The 17,676-nt window shown below is 58.9% G+C and carries 22 protein-coding genes; 12 read left to right on the top strand and 10 right to left on the bottom strand.

Annotation, left to right across the window (positions count from 1 at the left end; all coding sequences use genetic code 11):
* Positions 1-26: 26 nt before the first annotated feature.
* From lptB to CYR55_RS18905, 6 genes are read right to left on the bottom strand one after another with little or no spacing between them, the layout of a single operon-like run.
* Positions 27-752: an LPS export ABC transporter ATP-binding protein gene (gene lptB, locus CYR55_RS18930; RefSeq protein ID WP_101817913.1), complete on the bottom strand. Its 726-nt coding sequence runs from the start codon at positions 750-752 to the stop codon at positions 27-29.
* A 6-nt stretch (positions 753-758) separates the two neighbouring features.
* A complete protein-coding gene (lptA, locus tag CYR55_RS18925; protein ID WP_101817912.1) occupies positions 759-1,310 on the bottom strand; it encodes a lipopolysaccharide ABC transporter substrate-binding protein LptA in 552 nt (183 codons plus the stop codon).
* Positions 1,279-1,857: an LPS export ABC transporter periplasmic protein LptC gene (lptC, locus tag CYR55_RS18920; RefSeq protein ID WP_101817911.1), complete on the bottom strand. Its 579-nt coding sequence runs from the start codon at positions 1,855-1,857 to the stop codon at positions 1,279-1,281. The genes lptA and lptC overlap by 32 nt, the downstream gene beginning before the upstream one ends.
* Entirely contained in the window at positions 1,854-2,420 is a 567-nt protein-coding gene (gene kdsC, locus CYR55_RS18915) for a 3-deoxy-manno-octulosonate-8-phosphatase KdsC (RefSeq protein WP_101817910.1), read from the bottom strand. Before kdsC ends, lptC begins: the two co-directional genes overlap by 4 nt.
* 15 nt (positions 2,421-2,435) lie before the next feature.
* Positions 2,436-3,422, bottom strand: a complete 987-nt coding sequence (gene kdsD / locus CYR55_RS18910; RefSeq protein ID WP_101817909.1) for an arabinose-5-phosphate isomerase KdsD — start codon at positions 3,420-3,422, stop codon at positions 2,436-2,438.
* Between the two features lie 18 nt (positions 3,423-3,440).
* Positions 3,441-4,418 carry a calcium/sodium antiporter gene (locus CYR55_RS18905; RefSeq protein ID WP_101817908.1) on the bottom strand — a complete coding sequence of 326 codons (978 nt, stop codon included), beginning with the start codon at positions 4,416-4,418 and terminating at the stop codon, positions 3,441-3,443.
* A gap of 286 nt (positions 4,419-4,704) precedes the next feature.
* Here CYR55_RS18905 and mlaF point away from each other — a divergent pair, with 286 nt between their 5' ends.
* From mlaF to murA, 7 genes are all read left to right on the top strand, one after another.
* Positions 4,705-5,508 carry a phospholipid ABC transporter ATP-binding protein MlaF gene (gene mlaF / locus CYR55_RS18900; protein ID WP_101817907.1) on the top strand — a complete coding sequence of 268 codons (804 nt, stop codon included), beginning with the start codon at positions 4,705-4,707 and terminating at the stop codon, positions 5,506-5,508.
* Positions 5,509-5,524: 16 nt separating this feature from the next.
* Positions 5,525-6,307, top strand: coding sequence for a lipid asymmetry maintenance ABC transporter permease subunit MlaE (mlaE, locus tag CYR55_RS18895; protein WP_072931721.1), 783 nt, complete (start codon positions 5,525-5,527; stop codon positions 6,305-6,307).
* 2 nt (positions 6,308-6,309) lie between these two features.
* The gene (gene mlaD, locus CYR55_RS18890) at positions 6,310-6,843 is read left to right on the top strand and encodes an outer membrane lipid asymmetry maintenance protein MlaD (protein WP_101817906.1); all 534 of its coding nucleotides are present in this window, start codon (positions 6,310-6,312) and stop codon (positions 6,841-6,843) included.
* 12 nt (positions 6,844-6,855) lie between these two features.
* Positions 6,856-7,485: a phospholipid-binding protein MlaC gene (gene mlaC / locus CYR55_RS18885; RefSeq protein ID WP_101817905.1), complete on the top strand. Its 630-nt coding sequence runs from the start codon at positions 6,856-6,858 to the stop codon at positions 7,483-7,485.
* Positions 7,485-7,793, top strand: a complete 309-nt coding sequence (gene mlaB / locus CYR55_RS18880) for a lipid asymmetry maintenance protein MlaB (protein ID WP_420912741.1) — start codon at positions 7,485-7,487, stop codon at positions 7,791-7,793. Before mlaC ends, mlaB begins: the two co-directional genes overlap by 1 nt.
* Positions 7,794-7,940: 147 nt before the next feature.
* Positions 7,941-8,195, top strand: coding sequence for a BolA family iron metabolism protein IbaG (gene ibaG / locus CYR55_RS18875; RefSeq protein WP_101817903.1), 255 nt, complete (start codon positions 7,941-7,943; stop codon positions 8,193-8,195).
* Between the two features lie 67 nt (positions 8,196-8,262).
* Positions 8,263-9,528, top strand: coding sequence for a UDP-N-acetylglucosamine 1-carboxyvinyltransferase (gene murA, locus CYR55_RS18870; RefSeq protein WP_101817902.1), 1,266 nt, complete (start codon positions 8,263-8,265; stop codon positions 9,526-9,528).
* Between the two features lie 72 nt (positions 9,529-9,600).
* Here murA and degS read toward each other — a convergent pair whose 3' ends face one another.
* The 3 genes from degS to zapG form a co-directional block, all read right to left on the bottom strand.
* Complete coding sequence (gene degS / locus CYR55_RS18865) at positions 9,601-10,668, bottom strand: outer membrane-stress sensor serine endopeptidase DegS (RefSeq protein ID WP_101817901.1); 1,068 nt, start codon at positions 10,666-10,668, stop codon at positions 9,601-9,603.
* Between the two features lie 90 nt (positions 10,669-10,758).
* On the bottom strand, positions 10,759-12,123 hold the full coding sequence (gene degQ, locus CYR55_RS18860) for a serine endoprotease DegQ (protein ID WP_101817900.1): 1,365 nt from the start codon (positions 12,121-12,123) through the stop codon (positions 10,759-10,761).
* A 212-nt stretch (positions 12,124-12,335) separates the two neighbouring features.
* Positions 12,336-12,737 carry a Z-ring associated protein ZapG gene (zapG, locus tag CYR55_RS18855; protein WP_101817899.1) on the bottom strand — a complete coding sequence of 134 codons (402 nt, stop codon included), beginning with the start codon at positions 12,735-12,737 and terminating at the stop codon, positions 12,336-12,338.
* A 236-nt stretch (positions 12,738-12,973) separates the two neighbouring features.
* On the opposite strand from zapG, the gene zapE reads away from it, so the two are divergent.
* From zapE to sspB, 5 genes are all read left to right on the top strand, one after another.
* Entirely contained in the window at positions 12,974-14,089 is a 1,116-nt protein-coding gene (gene zapE / locus CYR55_RS18850) for a cell division protein ZapE (RefSeq protein WP_101817898.1), read from the top strand.
* 263 nt (positions 14,090-14,352) lie between these two features.
* Positions 14,353-14,781 (top strand): 50S ribosomal protein L13, encoded by a 429-nt coding sequence (gene rplM / locus CYR55_RS18840; RefSeq protein WP_072931751.1) that lies wholly within the window; start codon positions 14,353-14,355, stop codon positions 14,779-14,781.
* Positions 14,782-14,796: 15 nt separating this feature from the next.
* Complete coding sequence (gene rpsI / locus CYR55_RS18835; protein WP_011091939.1) at positions 14,797-15,189, top strand: 30S ribosomal protein S9; 393 nt, start codon at positions 14,797-14,799, stop codon at positions 15,187-15,189.
* Positions 15,190-15,524: 335 nt separating this feature from the next.
* On the top strand, positions 15,525-16,166 hold the full coding sequence (sspA, locus tag CYR55_RS18830) for a stringent starvation protein SspA (protein WP_072931753.1): 642 nt from the start codon (positions 15,525-15,527) through the stop codon (positions 16,164-16,166).
* Positions 16,167-16,171: 5 nt separating this feature from the next.
* A complete protein-coding gene (sspB, locus tag CYR55_RS18825) occupies positions 16,172-16,663 on the top strand; it encodes a ClpXP protease specificity-enhancing factor (RefSeq protein ID WP_072931755.1) in 492 nt (163 codons plus the stop codon).
* A gap of 122 nt (positions 16,664-16,785) precedes the next feature.
* On the opposite strand, the gene CYR55_RS18820 is transcribed toward sspB, so the two are convergent.
* A partial coding sequence (locus CYR55_RS18820) for an FAD-dependent oxidoreductase (protein ID WP_165699630.1) occupies positions 16,786-17,676 on the bottom strand: 891 nt, incomplete at its 5' end.

Raw genomic sequence — 17,676 nt, 5'->3', positions numbered from 1 at the left:
CGGGTAACGGCGCCGGAAGCGGCCGGTCAGAGGCGGAACTCTTCGCCGAGGTAGACGCGTTTTACCTGTTCATCGGCCAGGATATCGCTGGGTGAGCCGTGGGCAATCAGGTGCCCCTGGCTGACGATATAGGCACGTTCACACACATCGAGGGTTTCACGCACGTTGTGGTCGGTAATCAGCACGCCAAGACCGCTGTCGCGCAGGTGTTCAATGATTTTCTTAATGTCGATCACCGAGATCGGGTCAACCCCGGCGAAAGGTTCATCCAGCAGGATGAATTTCGGGTTGGCGGCCAGCGCACGGGCGATCTCCACCCGGCGACGCTCCCCGCCGGAGAGCGACTGGCCCAGGCTGTCGCGCAGATGGGTGATGTGGAACTCTGCCATCAGCTCATCGGCACGGTCGCGGCGCTGTTCGCTGCTGAGGTCGTCCCGGATTTCCAGCACCGCCATCAGGTTGTTATAGACGCTGAGGCGGCGGAAAATCGAGGCTTCCTGCGGCAGGTAGCCGATGCCGCGGCGCGCCCGCGCATGTAACGGCAGCAGGCTGATGTCCTCATCATCGATGATGATCCGCCCGGCATCGCGCTGCACAATGCCCACCACCATGTAGAAGGTGGTGGTCTTGCCGGCCCCGTTCGGGCCGAGCAGCCCCACAATCTCACCGGAGTTGACCGTCAGGCTGACGTCCTCCACCACTTTACGGTTTTTGTATGATTTGGCGAGTTTTTCTGCGATTAAGGTGGCCATAAATAATCAGTTGCTCTTCTTCTGTGTGCCGGACGTGTTGCCCTTGTCCTGGAGCTGCGTCGGGATTAACACAGTGGTAACACGTTTGCCTTCATCACTGAAGGCCTCCATCTGCTGTTTTTGAACCAGATAGGTAATGCGGTCACCCTTCACATTGCTGTCCAGCTGCTCCAGATAGGCGTTGCCGGTCAGGGTGACGAAGTCATTGGCCAGTTCATAGCGCATCTTCTGCGAGTGGCCCTTCACCGGTTTGCCGTTTTCCTGCAACTGGTAGAACGTCACCGGGTTGCCGTAGGCTTCAATCACTTCTTTGCCTTGCTGGCCCTGCGGGCGGATCACCACGACTTTGTCGGCTTTGATCTCGATACTGCCCTGTTTGGCGACCACATTGCCGGTAAAGGTCACGGTGTTGCCTTCCATGTCCAGCGCCTGCTGCGCGGAGTCGATATGGATAGGCTGGCTGGTGTCATCTTTCAGCGCAAAGGCCGGCACGCTCACAGCCAGAAGCGAACTGACCATCAGCAGGTTACGGAGCGGGGGTTGAATTCTGGATTTCATAGTAGGTGTTTACCTTTTCGATCAGCTGTGCTGTTTTATTCCGCAAATTGCCGCGCATTTTCAAACCCTTGGAGGTGAAAGCCGCCCCGTACAGGGTCACTTCATCATCCGAGGAGACATCCTGGGTCACCAGGTTTACCTGGGCATTATCCGTGTTGATCCGCTGTAATTGCGAGGTGGCGGTCAGGCTGGTGACCTCAACATGGCCATACAGGTAGAGCATCCGGTCTTTGGTCAGCTTGGCACGATCGGCGCGAACCGACCAGGTCGGCACGGTATTGGCATCATAAAGTGTCATCACCGGCGTGGTGAACCAGCTCAGTTCGTCCGTGGTGTAGTATTTCACTTCGTCCGCCACCAGTTTGTAGTTCAGCTTGCCGGTCGGATCATAGACCACGGTCACGGTATGCTGGCTCTGGTAGGTCGGGTCCTGGGTGTTCAGTGCCGCAGGCGCGGCGTCATCATCGCTGTCCGTGAGGTTCAGGCCAATCAGGATCAGGGCGGCGAGGCCCAGCAGCAGGGTGAGCCACAGTTTTGGTCTGCTCATATGGAAAGCCCCCTGGCATCCTCCAGCTTGCCCTGCGCCAGCAGAATCAGGTCACACAGTTCACGCACTGCCCCTTTGCCGCCGCTGATGCGGGTGGTGTAGTGGGCGCGCGGCAGCAGCAGCGGGTGGGCGTCGGCCACGGCCACAGACAGCCCGACTTCCGCCATCACCGGCCAGTCGATCAAATCATCACCGATATAGGCCACCTGATCGGCGCGCAGCGCCAGCGTCTCCAGCAGTTCGCGGAACGCCAGCAGCTTGTCAGACTGCCCCTGGTAAAGGTGGCGGATGCCCAGCGTGGCGGCACGGTCTTCCAGCAGCTTCGCCGAGCGGCCGGTAATAATCGCGACCTCGACATCAGAGGTCAGCAGGCAGCGGATGCCGTAGCCGTCACGCACGTTGAAGGCTTTCAGCTCTTCGCCGTGGTTACCCATATAGATCAGGCCATCAGACATGACGCCATCCACATCACAAATCAGCAGGCGAATCTGCTGCGCGCGGTTCAGCACGTCGGCGCTGACCGGGCCGTAGCAGGTATTCACTGTTGCTGTAGTCTCACTCATTTACCCTTTCCTTCATTAAACTACGCCAGCGCGCAGCATGTCATGCATATGTACCACACCCAGCAACTGGTCGCCATCGGCAACCATCAGGGCGGTAATATGCCGGGATTGCATGATGTTCAGGGCATCCACCGCCAGGGTGCCGGGGCGGACCCGCAGGCCGCCGGGCGTCATCACATCGGCGATGCGCGCCTGGTTGAAGTCGATGCCCATATCAATAATGCGGCGCAGGTCGCCGTCGGTGAAGACGCCTTCGATTTTCATCAGGTCGTCACAGATCACGGTCATGCCGAGATTTTTGCGCGTGATCTCCAGCAGCGCGTCACGCAGGGAGGCATCCCGGCTGACATGCGGAAGCTCACTGCCGCTGTGCATAATATCACTGACGTGCAGCAACAGTTTGCGGCCCAGTGCGCCGCCGGGGTGGGAGAGGGCGAAATCCTCAGCCGTGAAGCCGCGCGCCTCCAGCAACGCCACGGCCAGCGCGTCCCCCATGACCAGCGCCGCAGTGGTGCTGGTGGTCGGGGCCAGCCCCAGCGGGCAGGCCTCCTGCGGCACATGCACGCAGAGGTGAATGTCAGCCGCTTTGCCCATCGCGCTCTCCGGGTTGCCGGTCATGCAGATCAGCGGCACATGCAACCGTTTCAGCACCGGCACCAGCGCCAGGATCTCGTTGGATTCGCCGGAGTTGGAAAGGGCGATCACCACGTCCTGCGCACTGACCATGCCGAGGTCGCCGTGGCTGGCCTCCGCCGGGTGCACAAAAAAGGCCGGGGTGCCGGTGCTGGCGAAGGTGGCTGCCAGCTTGCGGCCGATGTGGCCCGATTTGCCCATGCCCATCACCACCACTTTGCCGGGGCAGTAGAACATCATCTCGCAGGCGCGGGTGAAGTCATGGTTGATGTACTGGTCCAGCTGGGCCAGCCCCGCCCGCTCAATCTGCAGCACGGTTTTACCGGCCTGCTCGAAGTTGAAACCGGGTTGGAGTTCAAAATTCGCCATGGTGATATCCTGACTGTTTTACAGGGCGGGGCCGGCCGGAACGCACAGCAGCCACGCAAGATAAGCCATAAAACCGCATAATAACAGCGCGCCCGCCAGGCGGCCGATGCGGTGCCGCCGCATCAGACACAGGCCGGCCAGCACGCCGCTGACCGCCAGCATCACCCAGTAATCGCGCTGAAAAGCCGCCGGTGCAAAGCGGCCGGGTGCGATCAGGGCCGGGATGCCGAGCACTATACAGAGATTAAAGATATTGGCGCCTATGATATTTCCCAAAGCAATATCATCCTCGCCTTTCAGTGCACCCGCGGCAAGCGTGGCCAGCTCCGGCAGGCTGGTGCCCACCGCAATCACCGTCAGGCCAATCACCAGCTCGCTGACGCCAAAATAGCGGGCGATTACCGTGGCGTTATCCACAATCATCCCGGCGGAGAGCGGCATCATGATAAAGGCCAGCACCAGCCAGAGCACCGCCACGGTGCTGCTGCTGTCCTGCGGCAGCTCGGCCATCTGCTCCGCCGTCAGCGGGTCACTGCCTTCACGCTGCGCCAGCCGGGCGATTTTCAGCGACATCAGGCAGAAGAAGGCGGCCCCCAGCAACAGGATCACGCCGTCGAGCCGCGTGAGCTGTAAATCTGACAGCACAAACCCGCACATCACGGTAATCGCCAGCATCAGCGGTAATTCACGGCGCAAAATCGCCGACTGCACCCGCAGCGGGTGGATCAGTGCCGCGCCGCCGAGTATCAGCAAAATATTCACAATCGTGGAACCCAGGGCGTTACCGATCGCCAGATCGCGCTGGCCGCCCACCGCCGCCGTGGCCGACACCACCAGCTCCGGCAGGGAGATACCGATGCCCACAATCGTCATGCCGGTGACCAGCGGCGGCACCCCGATTGCACGGGCCAGCACGGCTGCACCATACACCAGACGATCAGCCGCGTAACATAGGAGAAGTAAACCAACGATCAATAGTACGGTCGCAAGCAGCATGCGGAGTCCTTTATTCGGTATAATCCCCTGTTCCGTTGGTGAATCAGAAGGTCAAAACCTATTGTCCGAATCAATGATAAACTGACTAAAGCCGGCCGCGAACCCGCACCGGCGATAACGCTAAGATTTATCCGCTAATTTTGACCTTGCAGGCCCTAAAAGTAAAACGTAGGGCAAGTTTAGCGGGAACAGCAGTAAGGTTTTGTAAAAATACGGCGCACTGGCGCCTTTGCTTTAACATCAGGGGTATCGTCTCGGCGAAATCACCCCAAAAGGGACCGCAAGAATGAACCAGAAGGCATCGAATCTGGTGGAGATCAAAGGCATTAGTTTTGTGCGCGGCGATCGCCCTATCTTCGAAAAAATCAATATGACGGTGCCGCGCGGCAAAGTCACCGCCATCATGGGCCCCTCCGGTATTGGTAAAACCACGCTGCTGCGCCTGATTGGCGGGCAGCTCGCGCCTGACGAGGGTGAGATCTGGTTTGATGGGGAGAACATTCCCACCCTCTCACGCCGCAAACTCTACGCGACGCGCAAGAAAATGAGCATGCTGTTCCAGTCCGGAGCGCTGTTTACCGATCTCAATGTGTATGAAAACGTAGCCTTCCCGTTGCGTGAGCACAGCCAGCTTCCGCCGGAACTGCTGCACACCACGGTGATGATGAAACTGGAGGCCGTCGGGTTGCGCGGGGCAGCGAAACTGATGCCCTCCGAGCTCTCGGGCGGTATGGCACGGCGGGCTGCCCTGGCGCGCGCCATCGCCCTTGACCCGATGCTGATCATGTTCGATGAGCCGTTTGTCGGCCAGGACCCGATCACCATGGGGGTGCTGGTGAAGCTGATTGATGAACTGAACCACGCGCTGGGCGTTACCTGCATTGTAGTCTCGCACGATGTGCCGGAAGTGCTGAGCATCGCCGATTATGCCTATATTGTGGCGGAGCAGCGTGTGGTGGCGGAAGGAACCCCGGCCGAGCTGCAAACCAATACCGACCCCCGTGTGCGCCAGTTCCTCGACGGCATCGCCGACGGGCCGGTGCCGTTCCGTTTCCCTGCCGGTGATTACAAAGCCGGGCTGCTAGGATGAGGGAGTCAATACACTGATGTTTATTCGTGCGCTGGCGTCATTAGGACGCCATGGAATTTCGTTGTGCCTTTCCTTTGGGCGCGCCGGGCTGATGATGTTCGGGGCGCTGGCGGGGGTACCCCAGCCGCGCAAACATGGGCCGCTGCTGGTGAAACAGCTTTACAGCGTCGGCGTGATGTCGCTGCTGATCATTGCGGTGTCGGGGCTGTTTATCGGCATGGTGCTGGGGTTGCAGGGGTACCTGATCCTCACTACTTACAGCGCCGAAAGCAGCTTAGGCATGATGGTGGCGTTGTCGCTGCTGCGTGAGCTGGGGCCGGTAGTGACCGCCTTGCTGTTCGCCGGGCGTGCCGGATCTGCCCTGACGGCGGAAATCGGCCTGATGAAGGCCACCGAGCAGCTCTCCAGCATGGAGATGATGGCGATCGACCCGCTGCGGCGGGTAGTGGCACCGCGCTTCTGGGCGGGGCTTATCAGCATGCCGCTGCTGACGGCGATTTTCGTCGCGGTCGGCATCTGGGGCGGCTCGCTGGTGGGCGTGGACTGGAAAGGCATCGACAGCGGCTTCTTCTGGTCAGCGATGCAAAACGCCGTTGACTGGCGGCAGGATCTGGTTAACTGCCTGATTAAAAGCCTGGTCTTCGCCATTACCGTGACCTGGATTGCGCTGTTCAACGGGTACGATGCGGTACCGACCTCACAAGGGATCAGCCGGGCAACGACCCGTACCGTGGTGCACTCGTCATTGGCGGTGCTGGGATTGGATTTTGTGCTGACGGCACTGATGTTTGGGAACTGATAATGCAAACGAAAAAGAGTGAAATCTGGGTTGGGGTATTCATGCTGATTGCGCTGGGCGCGATCTTATTCCTCTGCCTGAAAGTGGCAAACATTACGTCGATGCGTACTACGCCGACGTACCGGATCTACGCCACCTTTGACAACATCGGCGGGCTGAAGGCCAGCTCGCCGGTGAAAATCGGCGGCGTGGTGGTCGGCCGGGTGGCAGACATCACCCTCGACAAAGGCTATTCGCCGCGTGTGGCGATGGACATCGACGAAACCTATAACCAGATCCCGGACACCAGCTCGCTGGCGATCCGCACCTCCGGCCTACTGGGGGAGCAGTATCTGGCGCTCAACGTCGGGTTTGAAGACCCGGACATGGGCACTGCTATCCTGAAAGAGGGCGGCACAATCCAGGACACGAAATCTGCCATGGTGCTGGAAGACCTGATCGGCCAGTTCCTGTACAAAAGCGGTGGCAATGACGCCGCCAAACCGGGTGCGGAGGCAGCGGCTCCGGCTGCTGCGCCTGCTGCGCCCAGCAATTAAGAGGAAACCTGCATGTTTAAACGTTTATTGATGGTGGCGTTACTGGTGGTGGCCCCGCTGGCAAACGCGGTAGATCAGACCAACCCGTACCGGGTCATGGAAGAGGCGGCGCAGAAAACCTTCACCCGCCTGAAAAACGAGCAGCCGAAAATCAAGCAGGATCCGAACTACCTGCGTGAAGTTGTGCGCCAGGAGCTGTTGCCCTACGTGCAGGTGAAATATGCCGGTGCGCTGGTGCTGGGCCGCTACTACAAAGACGCGACCCCGGCGCAGCGCGAGGCCTATTTCAAGGCGTTTGAAGACTACCTGGCACAGGCGTATGGCCAGGCGCTGGCGCTCTACCATGGCCAGACCTACCAGATCGCCCCGGACCAGCCGCTGGGGGATGCGAACATCATCGCCATCCGCGTGACCATCGTGGACAATGGCGGCCGCCCACCGGTACGCCTTGATTTCCAATGGCGTAAAAACAGCAAAACCGGCAACTGGCAGGCGTATGACATGATCGCCGAAGGGGTGAGCATGATCACCACCAAGCAGAATGAGTGGGCAGACATCCTGCGCCAGCAGGGCGTTGACGGCCTGACCGCCCGCCTGAAAAGTGCGGCCGCCCAGCCGATCACCCTCGACCAGCAGAAATGATGGGCGACACCTCACCGTTGCAGTGGGAGACCCTGCCGCAGACGCTGGTGCTGAAAGGGGATCTTGACCGCGAAACGCTGCTGCCGTTATGGCAGCAGCGCCACACGCTGCTGGCCGGTAAGCGGGTGCTTGACCTCTCGCAACTGGGCCGGGTGGATTCCACCGGCCTGGCGATGCTGGTGCATCTGCGCGATGAAGCGGAAAAACGCGGTGCGCCGCTGACGCTGACCGGCATTACCGACCGGCTGGAAACGTTGATTACGCTTTACAATCTGGATGAGATAATCCCTGTGAATGCGGCGACTTAGCCGCCATTTTCTGCTGGTTTACAGTGGAATACCCCCAAAGCCCCTGTAAGAAAGCCTTTGCAGGGGCTTTTTCTTTGTTTAAGAGTACGCCGGATTCAACTAAGATGGTCGGCTGATATGATCCCCTTTTAGACAGAATCGACTCCTATGGATACTCAAGAAATCAAAGATGTTCTGATGCAGGCACTGGCGCTGCAGGAAGCCCATGTCACCGGTGACGGCAGCCATTTCCAGGTGATCGTGGTGGGTGAGCAGTTCGCCGGCATGAGCCGTGTGAAAAAGCAGCAGACCGTGTACGCCCCGCTGATGGAGTACATCGCCGACAATCGCATCCATGCCCTGTCAATCAAAGCCTTTACGCCGGAAGAGTGGAAGCGCGACCGCCTGCTGAACGGCTTCTGACGCCGGACGCCCGCGCCCGTTCCGCCCTTTGCGATCCTTATAAAGTTAAACACTGAGAGCTGTCATAATGGATAAATTTCGTGTGCAGGGCCGTACCCGTTTGAGTGGCGAAGTGACCATCTCCGGGGCCAAAAATGCCGCCTTGCCGATCCTCTTTGCCGCCCTGCTGGCTGAAGAGCCGGTAGAGATCCAAAACGTTCCCCACCTGAAAGACATCGACACCACCCTGAAGCTGCTGAGCCAGCTCGGCACCAAAATCGAGCGCAACGGCTCGGTGTTTGTCGATGCCAGCGGCGTGAACGAGTTCACCGCGCCCTACGATCTGGTGAAAACCATGCGTGCCTCCATCTGGGCGCTTGGCCCGCTGGTGGCACGTTTCGGCCGTGGTCAGGTCTCCCTGCCGGGCGGTTGCGCCATCGGTGCGCGCCCGGTTGACCTGCACATCACCGGCCTGGAGCAGCTCGGCGCGGAGATCAAGCTGGAAGAGGGCTATGTGAAAGCCTCGGTGGAAGGCCGCCTGAAGGGCGCGCATATCGTGATGGACAAGGTCAGCGTTGGCGCGACCGTGACCATCATGAGCGCCGCAACGCTGGCAGAAGGCACCACCATCATTGAAAACGCCGCGCGTGAGCCGGAAATCGTCGATACGGCGGGCTTCCTGAATGCGCTGGGCGCGAAAATCAGCGGCGCAGGCACCGACAAGATCACCATCCAGGGCGTGGAACGCCTGGGCGGCGGCGTCTACCGCGTGCTGCCGGACCGCATCGAAACCGGCACCTTCCTGGTGGCGGCGGCGATCTCCGGCGGCAAAGTGGTCTGCCGCGAAACGCGCCCGGACACGCTGGACGCGGTGCTGGCAAAACTGCGTGAAGCCGGGGCGGATATTGAAGTCGGTGAAGACTGGATTAGCCTGGACATGCACGGCCAGCGCCCGAAAGGCGTTAACATCCGCACCGCGCCGCACCCAGGCTTCCCGACCGACATGCAGGCGCAATTCAGCCTGCTGAACCTGGTGGCAGAAGGCACCGGCGTGATCACGGAAACCATCTTCGAAAACCGCTTCATGCATGTGCCGGAGTTGATCCGCATGGGCGCGCACGCGGAAATCGAAAGCAACACCGTGATTTGCCACGGCGTCGCGCAGCTGTCGGGCGCACAGGTGATGGCGACCGATCTGCGCGCCTCCGCCAGCCTGGTGCTGGCAGGGTGCATCGCGGAAGGCACCACGGTGGTGGATCGCATCTACCACATCGATCGTGGTTATGAGCGCATTGAAGACAAATTGCGCGCGCTGGGTGCCAACATCGAACGCATCAGCGGCGAGCAGGCGTAAGCCTCCGCCAGACGGCAACAAAAAAGCCGGCACAGGGAAACCTGGCCGGCTTTTTTTATGGCGCCGCATCGCTTACTGGGCCGGATACTCCTGAATCGTGACCTGGAGCGTCTGTTTGTTGCCGTTGCGCATAATCTCCACCGGGATCACCGAGCCGGGGCGGATTTCCGCCACCTGATCCATGGTTTCAATCGCGGAGAGGGCCGGTTTGTGGTTCAGGCTCACAATCACGTCATTCACCTGCATCCCCGCTTTGGTAGCCGGGCCGCCCGGCGTCACTTCATTCACCACAATGCCCTGGATGCGATCCAGGCCGCTGTTCGGCGTGTGCATCGGGCTGATTTCCCGGCCGCCGATGCCGATATAACCCCGGATCACGCGGCCGTCGCGGATCAGTTTCTCCATGACTTTGGTCGCCAGCGCGGTCGGGATGGCAAACCCGATGCCTTCCGGCGTTTCGCCGTCGTTGCTTTTGTCGAAAGAGAGGGTGTTGATGCCGACCAGCTCACCCAGCGTATTCACCAGTGCGCCGCCGGAGTTGCCGCGGTTGATGGAGGCGTCAGTTTGCAGGAAGTTCTGCCGCCCCGACGGGCTGAGGCCGATGCGCCCGGTGGCGCTGATGATGCCCTGGGTAATCGTCTGGCCGAGGTTGTAGGGGTTGCCGATCGCCATCACCACATCCCCGACGCGCGGGACGCGATGGGTATTGATCGGGATGGACGGCAGGGCGGCGGCGTCAATTTTCAGCACCGCCAGATCGGTCAGGCTGTCAGACCCTACCAGCAGCGCCTCAAACACCCGGCCATCCTGCAACGCCACAATGATCTGCTCAGCATCATTGATCACATGCTTGTTGGTCAGGATATAACCTTTGTCATTCATGATGACGCCGGAGCCGAGGGTACGGATCTCCAGCTCATTATGGGACGAGGTGCCCATACTGCGGTTATAGACGTTGACCACCGCCGGGGCAGCGTGGCGCACCCCTTTGTTATAACTGAGGGGCTGCTCATCATCGCCGCTGAATTGCGCCGGAAACAAAGATTCAGCCATGGGCAGCCGCAAGGTCGGCAAAGCGAACAGCAAAATACCGGCGACAATTAAGCCCAGAACAATGGAACGCAGTAACTTAGCAAGCATCGGCTCAGGTCATCAGGGGGAGAGAATGGGGGCGAGGATAGCATGAAGTTTTAGGGCACGGCAGCGCGCCGTGCCCACTTTTAACGGAAATTAACGCAACAACAAATAGATATTGTCAGTGCCGCGTACCACGTTCAACGCGACCAGCTGCGGTTTGGCATCCAGCACTTTGCGCAGTTCCGTCAGGTTACGGGTGCGCTCACGGTTAACCCCGATGATCACATCACCCTTTTGCAGGCCGATAGCCGCGGCGGGCGAAGCGGGTTCCACGCTCACCAGCGCGATGCCTTTGTCACCGGCCTCGGTCGCGCCATCGCTCATCGCCGCACCTTGCAGGGCCGGGGAGAGCGGCAGGGCAGACGCGATTTCAGTGCTGGTTTGCAGCGTCACGTTGACTTCCATCGCTTTGCCGGCACGCAACAGCCCAATTTTCACGGTTTTGCCCGGCCCGGTGGTGCCCACTTTGGCGCGCAATTCAGCGAAGCTCTCGATGGCCCGGCCATCCAGGGAGACCAGCACATCGCCCGCCTTGATGCCGGCTTTGGCGGCGGCGGAGTCCGGCAGCACCTCGTTAACAAAGGCACCGCGCTGGGCATCCAGCTTAAAGGCTTTGGCCATATCGGCGTTCATCTCGCTGCCTTTGATGCCGATCATGCCGCGCTTCACTTCCCCGAACTCAATCAACTGCTTACTGAGGTTCTGCGCCATGTTGCTGGGAATGGCGAAACCGATGCCGATGCTGCCGCCGCCTGGGGCCAGAATCGCGGTGTTGATGCCGATCAGCTCACCGTTCAGGTTAATCAGCGCCCCGCCGGAGTTGCCGCGGTTAATTGAGGCGTCCGTCTGGATGAAGTTTTCCAGCCCCTCGAGGTTCAGGCCGCTGCGCCCCAATGCAGAGATGATGCCCGAGGTGGCTGTCTGGCCGAGGCCGAAGGGGTTGCCGACCGCGATGGCAAAATCCCCGACCCGCAGCTGATCGGAGTCCGCCATCCGGATAGCGGTCAGGTTTTTCGGGTTGTTCAGTTGCAGCAGGGCGATATCGGTCTGCTCATCTTTGCCAAGCAGTCTGGCGTCATATTCGCGCCCATCGTTCAGCTGCACCTGGATCTTTTCAGCATCGTTGACCACATGGTTATTGGTCAGCACATAGCCTTTGGCCGCGTCGATAATCACGCCGGAGCCCAGGCCTTCAAACGGGGTAACGCTTTCATTGTCTGAGGGGCCGTTCGGGCCAAAGAAATATTTGTACTCTTCCGGCAGGCGCTGATGTTCAACCTGCGTGCCATACACATGCACGCTGACCACGGCCGGTAACACTTTCGCCAGCATCGGGGCCAGGCTTGGCAGCGGCTGCCCGTCTACGGCGACCGGCAGCGCAGACGCACCCGCCTGCGGCATGGACAGGCCAAGGGCAATGGCGAGGCTCAGGGCAGTGGATAATAATTTTATCTTCATCGGTGGGCTCTCCCGCAACCTGCGGCAAAAAACGCTAAGAAAGAAAATCACCTGTTACGCGATGATGTCTCAGTGGTGACATATTTGTGCAATCAACAGGGTATCTTTTAACAATAAGGGACTGATTTTCGGTTGTCATGTCTGACGTGCGAAATTGACGGGTCGTGAGGGAAGGGAGGGCCGGCAGCAGGGGGCTGCCGGCGTGCAGAGAATCAGTTACGGCGCGGGCGGTCACCCCGCAACAGGCCGGAGGCGCTGTCGGAGTAGTCGCGCGGCATCTCTACCGGTGCCTGGTCGTTATCCGCCTCGGCTTCCGTCAGGCGGTAACGGAACGGGTTGTCCTGCGTCGGCATGTCCGGCAGCAGGTTGTTGGAGCTTTTCGCCATGTGCTGATAAAGCTGGCGATAGTCTGTCGCCATGTTATCCAGCAGTTCCGCACTGCGTGCGAAGTGGCTGACCAGCTCCTGGCGGTACTCTTCCAGCTCGGTTTTACTTTTTTCCAGTTCGGTTTGCAGTACCTGTTGCTGCCGCAATTTACGGTTGCCGAAACGCATCGCCAGCGCGCCGATAATCAGGCCGGCGACCAAACCAATAAGTGCATACTCCCAGGTCATAATGACTCCTATGTTACTCTCGTTGTCCAGTAGGGCTTTTTCACTTAACTTTTTCACTTAATAATACTCACTATAACCGTTAACCTTGTCTCAGTGGAATCCTGACGGGTCTGAACCTGAGGGAAGACGGATTTTTCATGACCGGCACAGCAGGCAATTGCAGCGAAATCGGGGGGATCAGGCTCCGAAGCGCGGTGAAACACCCATAACTTTTTTCTCACGGAACGTCGAAAAACATGCAATCCATTACGCCCCTTGCACGCTATCACCAGGCGCTGGACGCCGGGGATTATCAACCGGATGACGTGCAGCGTCAGGCCGTCACGCAACTTGATGCCATCTACCATGCGCTGATTGCGCAAAAAACAGAGGCACCCCGCGCATCCGGTGGTTTGTTTGCCCGGTTGATGGGGAAAAAACCGGCCCCGCAGCAGCCGGTACAGGGGCTGTACATGTGGGGGGGCGTGGGGCGCGGCAAAACCTGGCTGATGGATATGTTCTTCCACAGCCTGCCGGGCGAGCGGAAAATGCGGCTGCACTTCCACCGTTTTATGCTGCGGGTGCATGAACAGCTCACGCAGTTGCAGGGGCAGGAGAACCCGCTGGACACGGTGGCAGACCGCTTCAAGGCTGAAACCGATGTGCTCTGTTTCGATGAGTTTTTCGTCTCTGACATTACGGACGCCATGCTGCTGGCGACCCTGTTGCAGGCGCTGTTTGCGCGCGGCATCACGCTTATCGCCACCTCCAACATCCCGCCGGACCAGCTCTACCGCAACGGCCTGCAACGCCAGCGCTTCCTGCCCGCCATCGACCTTATCAACGCCCACTGTCAGGTAATGAACGTTGATGCCGGGATCGACTACCGCCTGCGTACCCTGACCCAGGCCAACCTCTGGCTCTCGCCGCTGGGGCATGCGGCAGACGACCAGCTCGGCAGCATGTTTGCCCGCCTGGCCGGCAAACCGGGTGACCCGGGCCGGGTGCTGGAGATTAACCACCGGCCGCTGCCGGTGCTGAAGGAGGCTGAGGGCGTGGTGGCGATCGACTTCCACACCCTGTGCGAAGAGGCGCGCAGCCAGCTCGACTACATCGCGCTCTCGACGCTCTACCACACGGTGCTGGTGCATAATGTGCAGGTCATGGGTGCCAACAACGAAAATGCCGCCCGCCGCTTCCTGGCGCTGGTGGATGAGTTCTACGAGCGTCATGTGAAACTGGTGGTGTCGGCCGAGGCGGGGATGCATGACATCTACCGCGGCGACCGGCTGAAATTTGAGTACCAGCGCTGCCTGTCACGCCTGCAGGAGATGCAGAGCGAAGAGTATCTGCGCCTGCCGCATCTGCCCTGATCGCGGCCGTTGCTCTGCCCGCCGGCCGGCGGGCAGAATTTATGCATTTACGCCAAAAAAGCAGTCGATCTTTGCAGGTGACTTCTCTATAATCTTGCGACCCCACGTTACAACAAAGTTTTTTTCCCGAAACTTTATTAGTGCCGGCATAGGCTATTCGAAGGGGTAGGTTTGCTGGACTTGATGGTCGTGTGAACCTCCAACACTGTTAATTAAGCGTTTGGGTGTTCGCCAACGTGTAACTTAAATTGGGTAAGCTTTTAATGAAAACTTTTACAGCTAAACCGGAAACAGTACAGCGTGACTGGTTCGTAGTTGACGCAAGCGGCAAGACCTTGGGTCGCCTGGCCACTGAACTGGCTCGCCGTCTGCGTGGCAAGCATAAAGCGGAATACACTCCGCACGTTGATACCGGTGATTACATCATCGTTCTGAACGCTGAGAAAGTTGCTGTAACCGGCAACAAGCGTAATGACAAGATTTATTACCATCACACCGGCCACATCGGTGGTATCAAACAAGCGACCTTTGAAGAGATGATTGCCCGCCGTCCTGAGCGTGTGATTGAGATCGCGGTTAAAGGCATGCTGCCGAAGGGCCCGCTGGGTCGTGCTATGTACCGTAAACTGAAAGTTTACGCGGGTAACGAGCACAATCACGCGGCACAGCAACCGCAAGTTCTTGACATTTAATCGGGATTATAGGCAATGGCTGAAAATCAATACTACGGCACTGGTCGCCGCAAAAGCTCCGCCGCTCGCGTTTTCATCAAGCCGGGCAGTGGTAACATCGTAATTAACCAGCGTAGCCTGGAACAGTACTTCGGTCGCGAAACTGCCCGCATGGTAGTTCGTCAGCCGCTGGAACTGGTCGACATGGTTGGCAAATTTGACCTGTACATCACCGTTAAAGGTGGTGGTATCTCCGGTCAAGCTGGTGCTATCCGTCACGGTATCACCCGTGCACTGATGGAATATGACGAGTCTCTGCGTGGGGAGCTGCGTAAAGCTGGCTTCGTTACCCGTGACGCGCGTCAGGTTGAACGTAAGAAAGTCGGCCTGCGTAAAGCACGTCGTCGTCCTCAGTTCTCCAAGCGTTAATTTCTGGCTGCTTACGCAGCGCAGAAACAACGTCAAAAACCCGGTGTCTCACCGGGTTTTTTTATGCCCGCAAACCGGCCATTCCTATCCTTATTTGCCGGTTGACATACAATTCACGCCGAAATCACCGTTGCCCCGCCACAAAACAGGCAAAATCTGGTAAACTAACAACACTTTTGCGCCCGAGCGCCGAGCAGTTTTGTTGGTTCTTTGCCCTGAGGATCGCCTGTTCTTCAGGCTGGTCTGCGAGGCTGCTGGCTGGCGATGCATGATTCAGGATAGCAGCCTGATCGTTGGCTATTCGCACTGTTTTCTAGATAAACTTGGAGGTTTACATGGCTGTCGCTGCCAACAAACGTTCGGTAATGACGCTGTTCTCTGGCCCGACCGACATCTTTAGCCATCAAGTACGTATCGTACTGGCGGAAAAAGGTGTCAGTGTCGAGATCGAGCAGGTAGATATGGGAAATCTGCCGCAGGATCTGATTGACCTCAACCCTTATCAATCTGTCCCAACTCTGGTTGATCGTGAACTGACGCTGTATGAATCCCGCATTATCATGGAATACCTGGATGAGCGTTTCCCGCATCCGCCGCTGATGCCGGTTTACCCGGTGGCGCGTGGTGAAAGCCGCCTGTGGATGCGCCGCATTGAAAAAGACTGGTATTCGCTGATGTACAAAATCGAACAGAGCAGCGGCCAGGAAGCAGAAGCAGCCCGTAAACAGCTGCGTGAAGCACTGATTGAAATCGCGCCCGTCTTTACGTTAAAACCTTTCTTCTTAAGTGACGAATTCAGCCTGGTGGATTGCTACCTGGCACCGCTGCTGTGGCGTTTGCCGCAACTGGGTATTGAACTTACCGGCGCGGGCTCCAAAGAGCTGAAAGGGTACATGACCCGCGTCTTTGAGCGTGATGCCTTCCTGGCGTCGCTGACTGAAGCTGAACGCGAAATGCGTTTACATACTCGGGGTTAATTCAGATGGAGATGTCGCACATGTCTCCGCGTCGTCCGTACCTGTTGCGTGCGTTCTATGACTGGTTGCTCGACAACCAGCTGACGCCGCACCTGGTAGTGGATGTCACGCGCCCAGGTGTTATGGTACCGATGGAGTTTGCCCGTGATGGCCAAATCGTGCTGAACATTGCGCCGCGCGCGGTAGGGAATCTGGAGTTGGGCACGGACGACGTCCGTTTTAATGCCCGCTTCGGGGGTGTGCCGCGTCAGGTGAATGTCCCGATTGCCGCTGTGCTGGCAATCTATGCCCGTGAAAACGGGGCCGGTACGATGTTCGAGCCGGAACCTGCCTACGAAGAAGAAGGCATGTTTGAAGCGCCTGGAGAAGAGGGTGCCGCGCCTGAACCGACCATGTCTGTGATTGACGGCGACCGTCCCGATAACAGCAATGATTCGGATGACGAGCCGCCGCAACCGCCACGTGGCGGCCGCCCGGCCCTGCGGGTCGTGAAGTAACTACGCACACGCCTCAAAAAGCCCCGCTCCGGCGGGGTTTTTTTTATGGCGCTGACACGAGCGCAATAAAAAAGGGGCCGCAAAGGCCCCTTATCGGATGAGTACGCGGTAAAGAACGCCGCTTAGACTTCCAGGTAGTTCATGATGCCGTCGGCCGCTTTCCGGCCTTCAGCAATCGCCGTGACCACCAGATCAGAGCCGCGCACCGCATCGCCACCGGCGAAGATTTTCGGGTTGCTGGTCTGGAACGCGTTCTCGACCGCTTCCGGTGCCACGATGCGGCCCTGGTTATCCAGCTCCACATCGTGCGCCGCCAGCCATTCCATTTTATGCGGGCGGAAACCAAATGCCATCACCACGGCGTCGGCGTCCATCGTATGCTCGGAGCCCGGCACCATTTCAGCCCGGCGACGCCCGGCCGCATCGGCTGCACCCAATTGGGTACGTACCATCTTCACGCCGCACACCCGGCCCTGGCTATCCAGCACAATGCTCAGTGGCTGCACGTTGAATTTGAACTCCACACCCTCTTCACGCGCGTTTTTCACTTCGCGGCGTGAGCCCGGCATGTTCTCTTCATCACGACGGTAGGCACAGGTCACATGCGATGCGCCCTGACGGATGGAAGTACGCACGCAGTCCATCGCCGTATCGCCACCGCCCAGCACCACCACGCGTTTGCCTTCCATGTTGATGTAAGGCTCGTCCGGCTGCGCTTCGAAGCCCATCAGCTGCTTGGTATTGGCAATCAGGAACGGCAGCGCATCGTACACGCCCGGCGCATCCTCATTCTCCAGGCCACCGCGCATCGACTGATAGGTGCCGACGCCGAGGAACACCGCGTCATACTCCGCCAGCAACGCCTCCATCATGATGTCTTTGCCGACTTCGGTGTTCAGTTGGAACTCAATGCCCATGCCGGTGAAAATTTCACGGCGGGTAGTCATCACCGACTTTTCCAGTTTGAACGCCGGGATGCCGAACGTCAGCAAACCGCCGATCTCCGGGTGACG

Source organism: Chimaeribacter californicus, assembly GCF_002858675.1.
Taxonomy (GTDB): domain Bacteria; phylum Pseudomonadota; class Gammaproteobacteria; order Enterobacterales; family Enterobacteriaceae; genus Chimaeribacter; species Chimaeribacter californicus.
The sequence above is the reverse complement of the archived record's forward strand: the minus strand, read 5'-3'. Positions and strand labels throughout refer to the sequence as shown.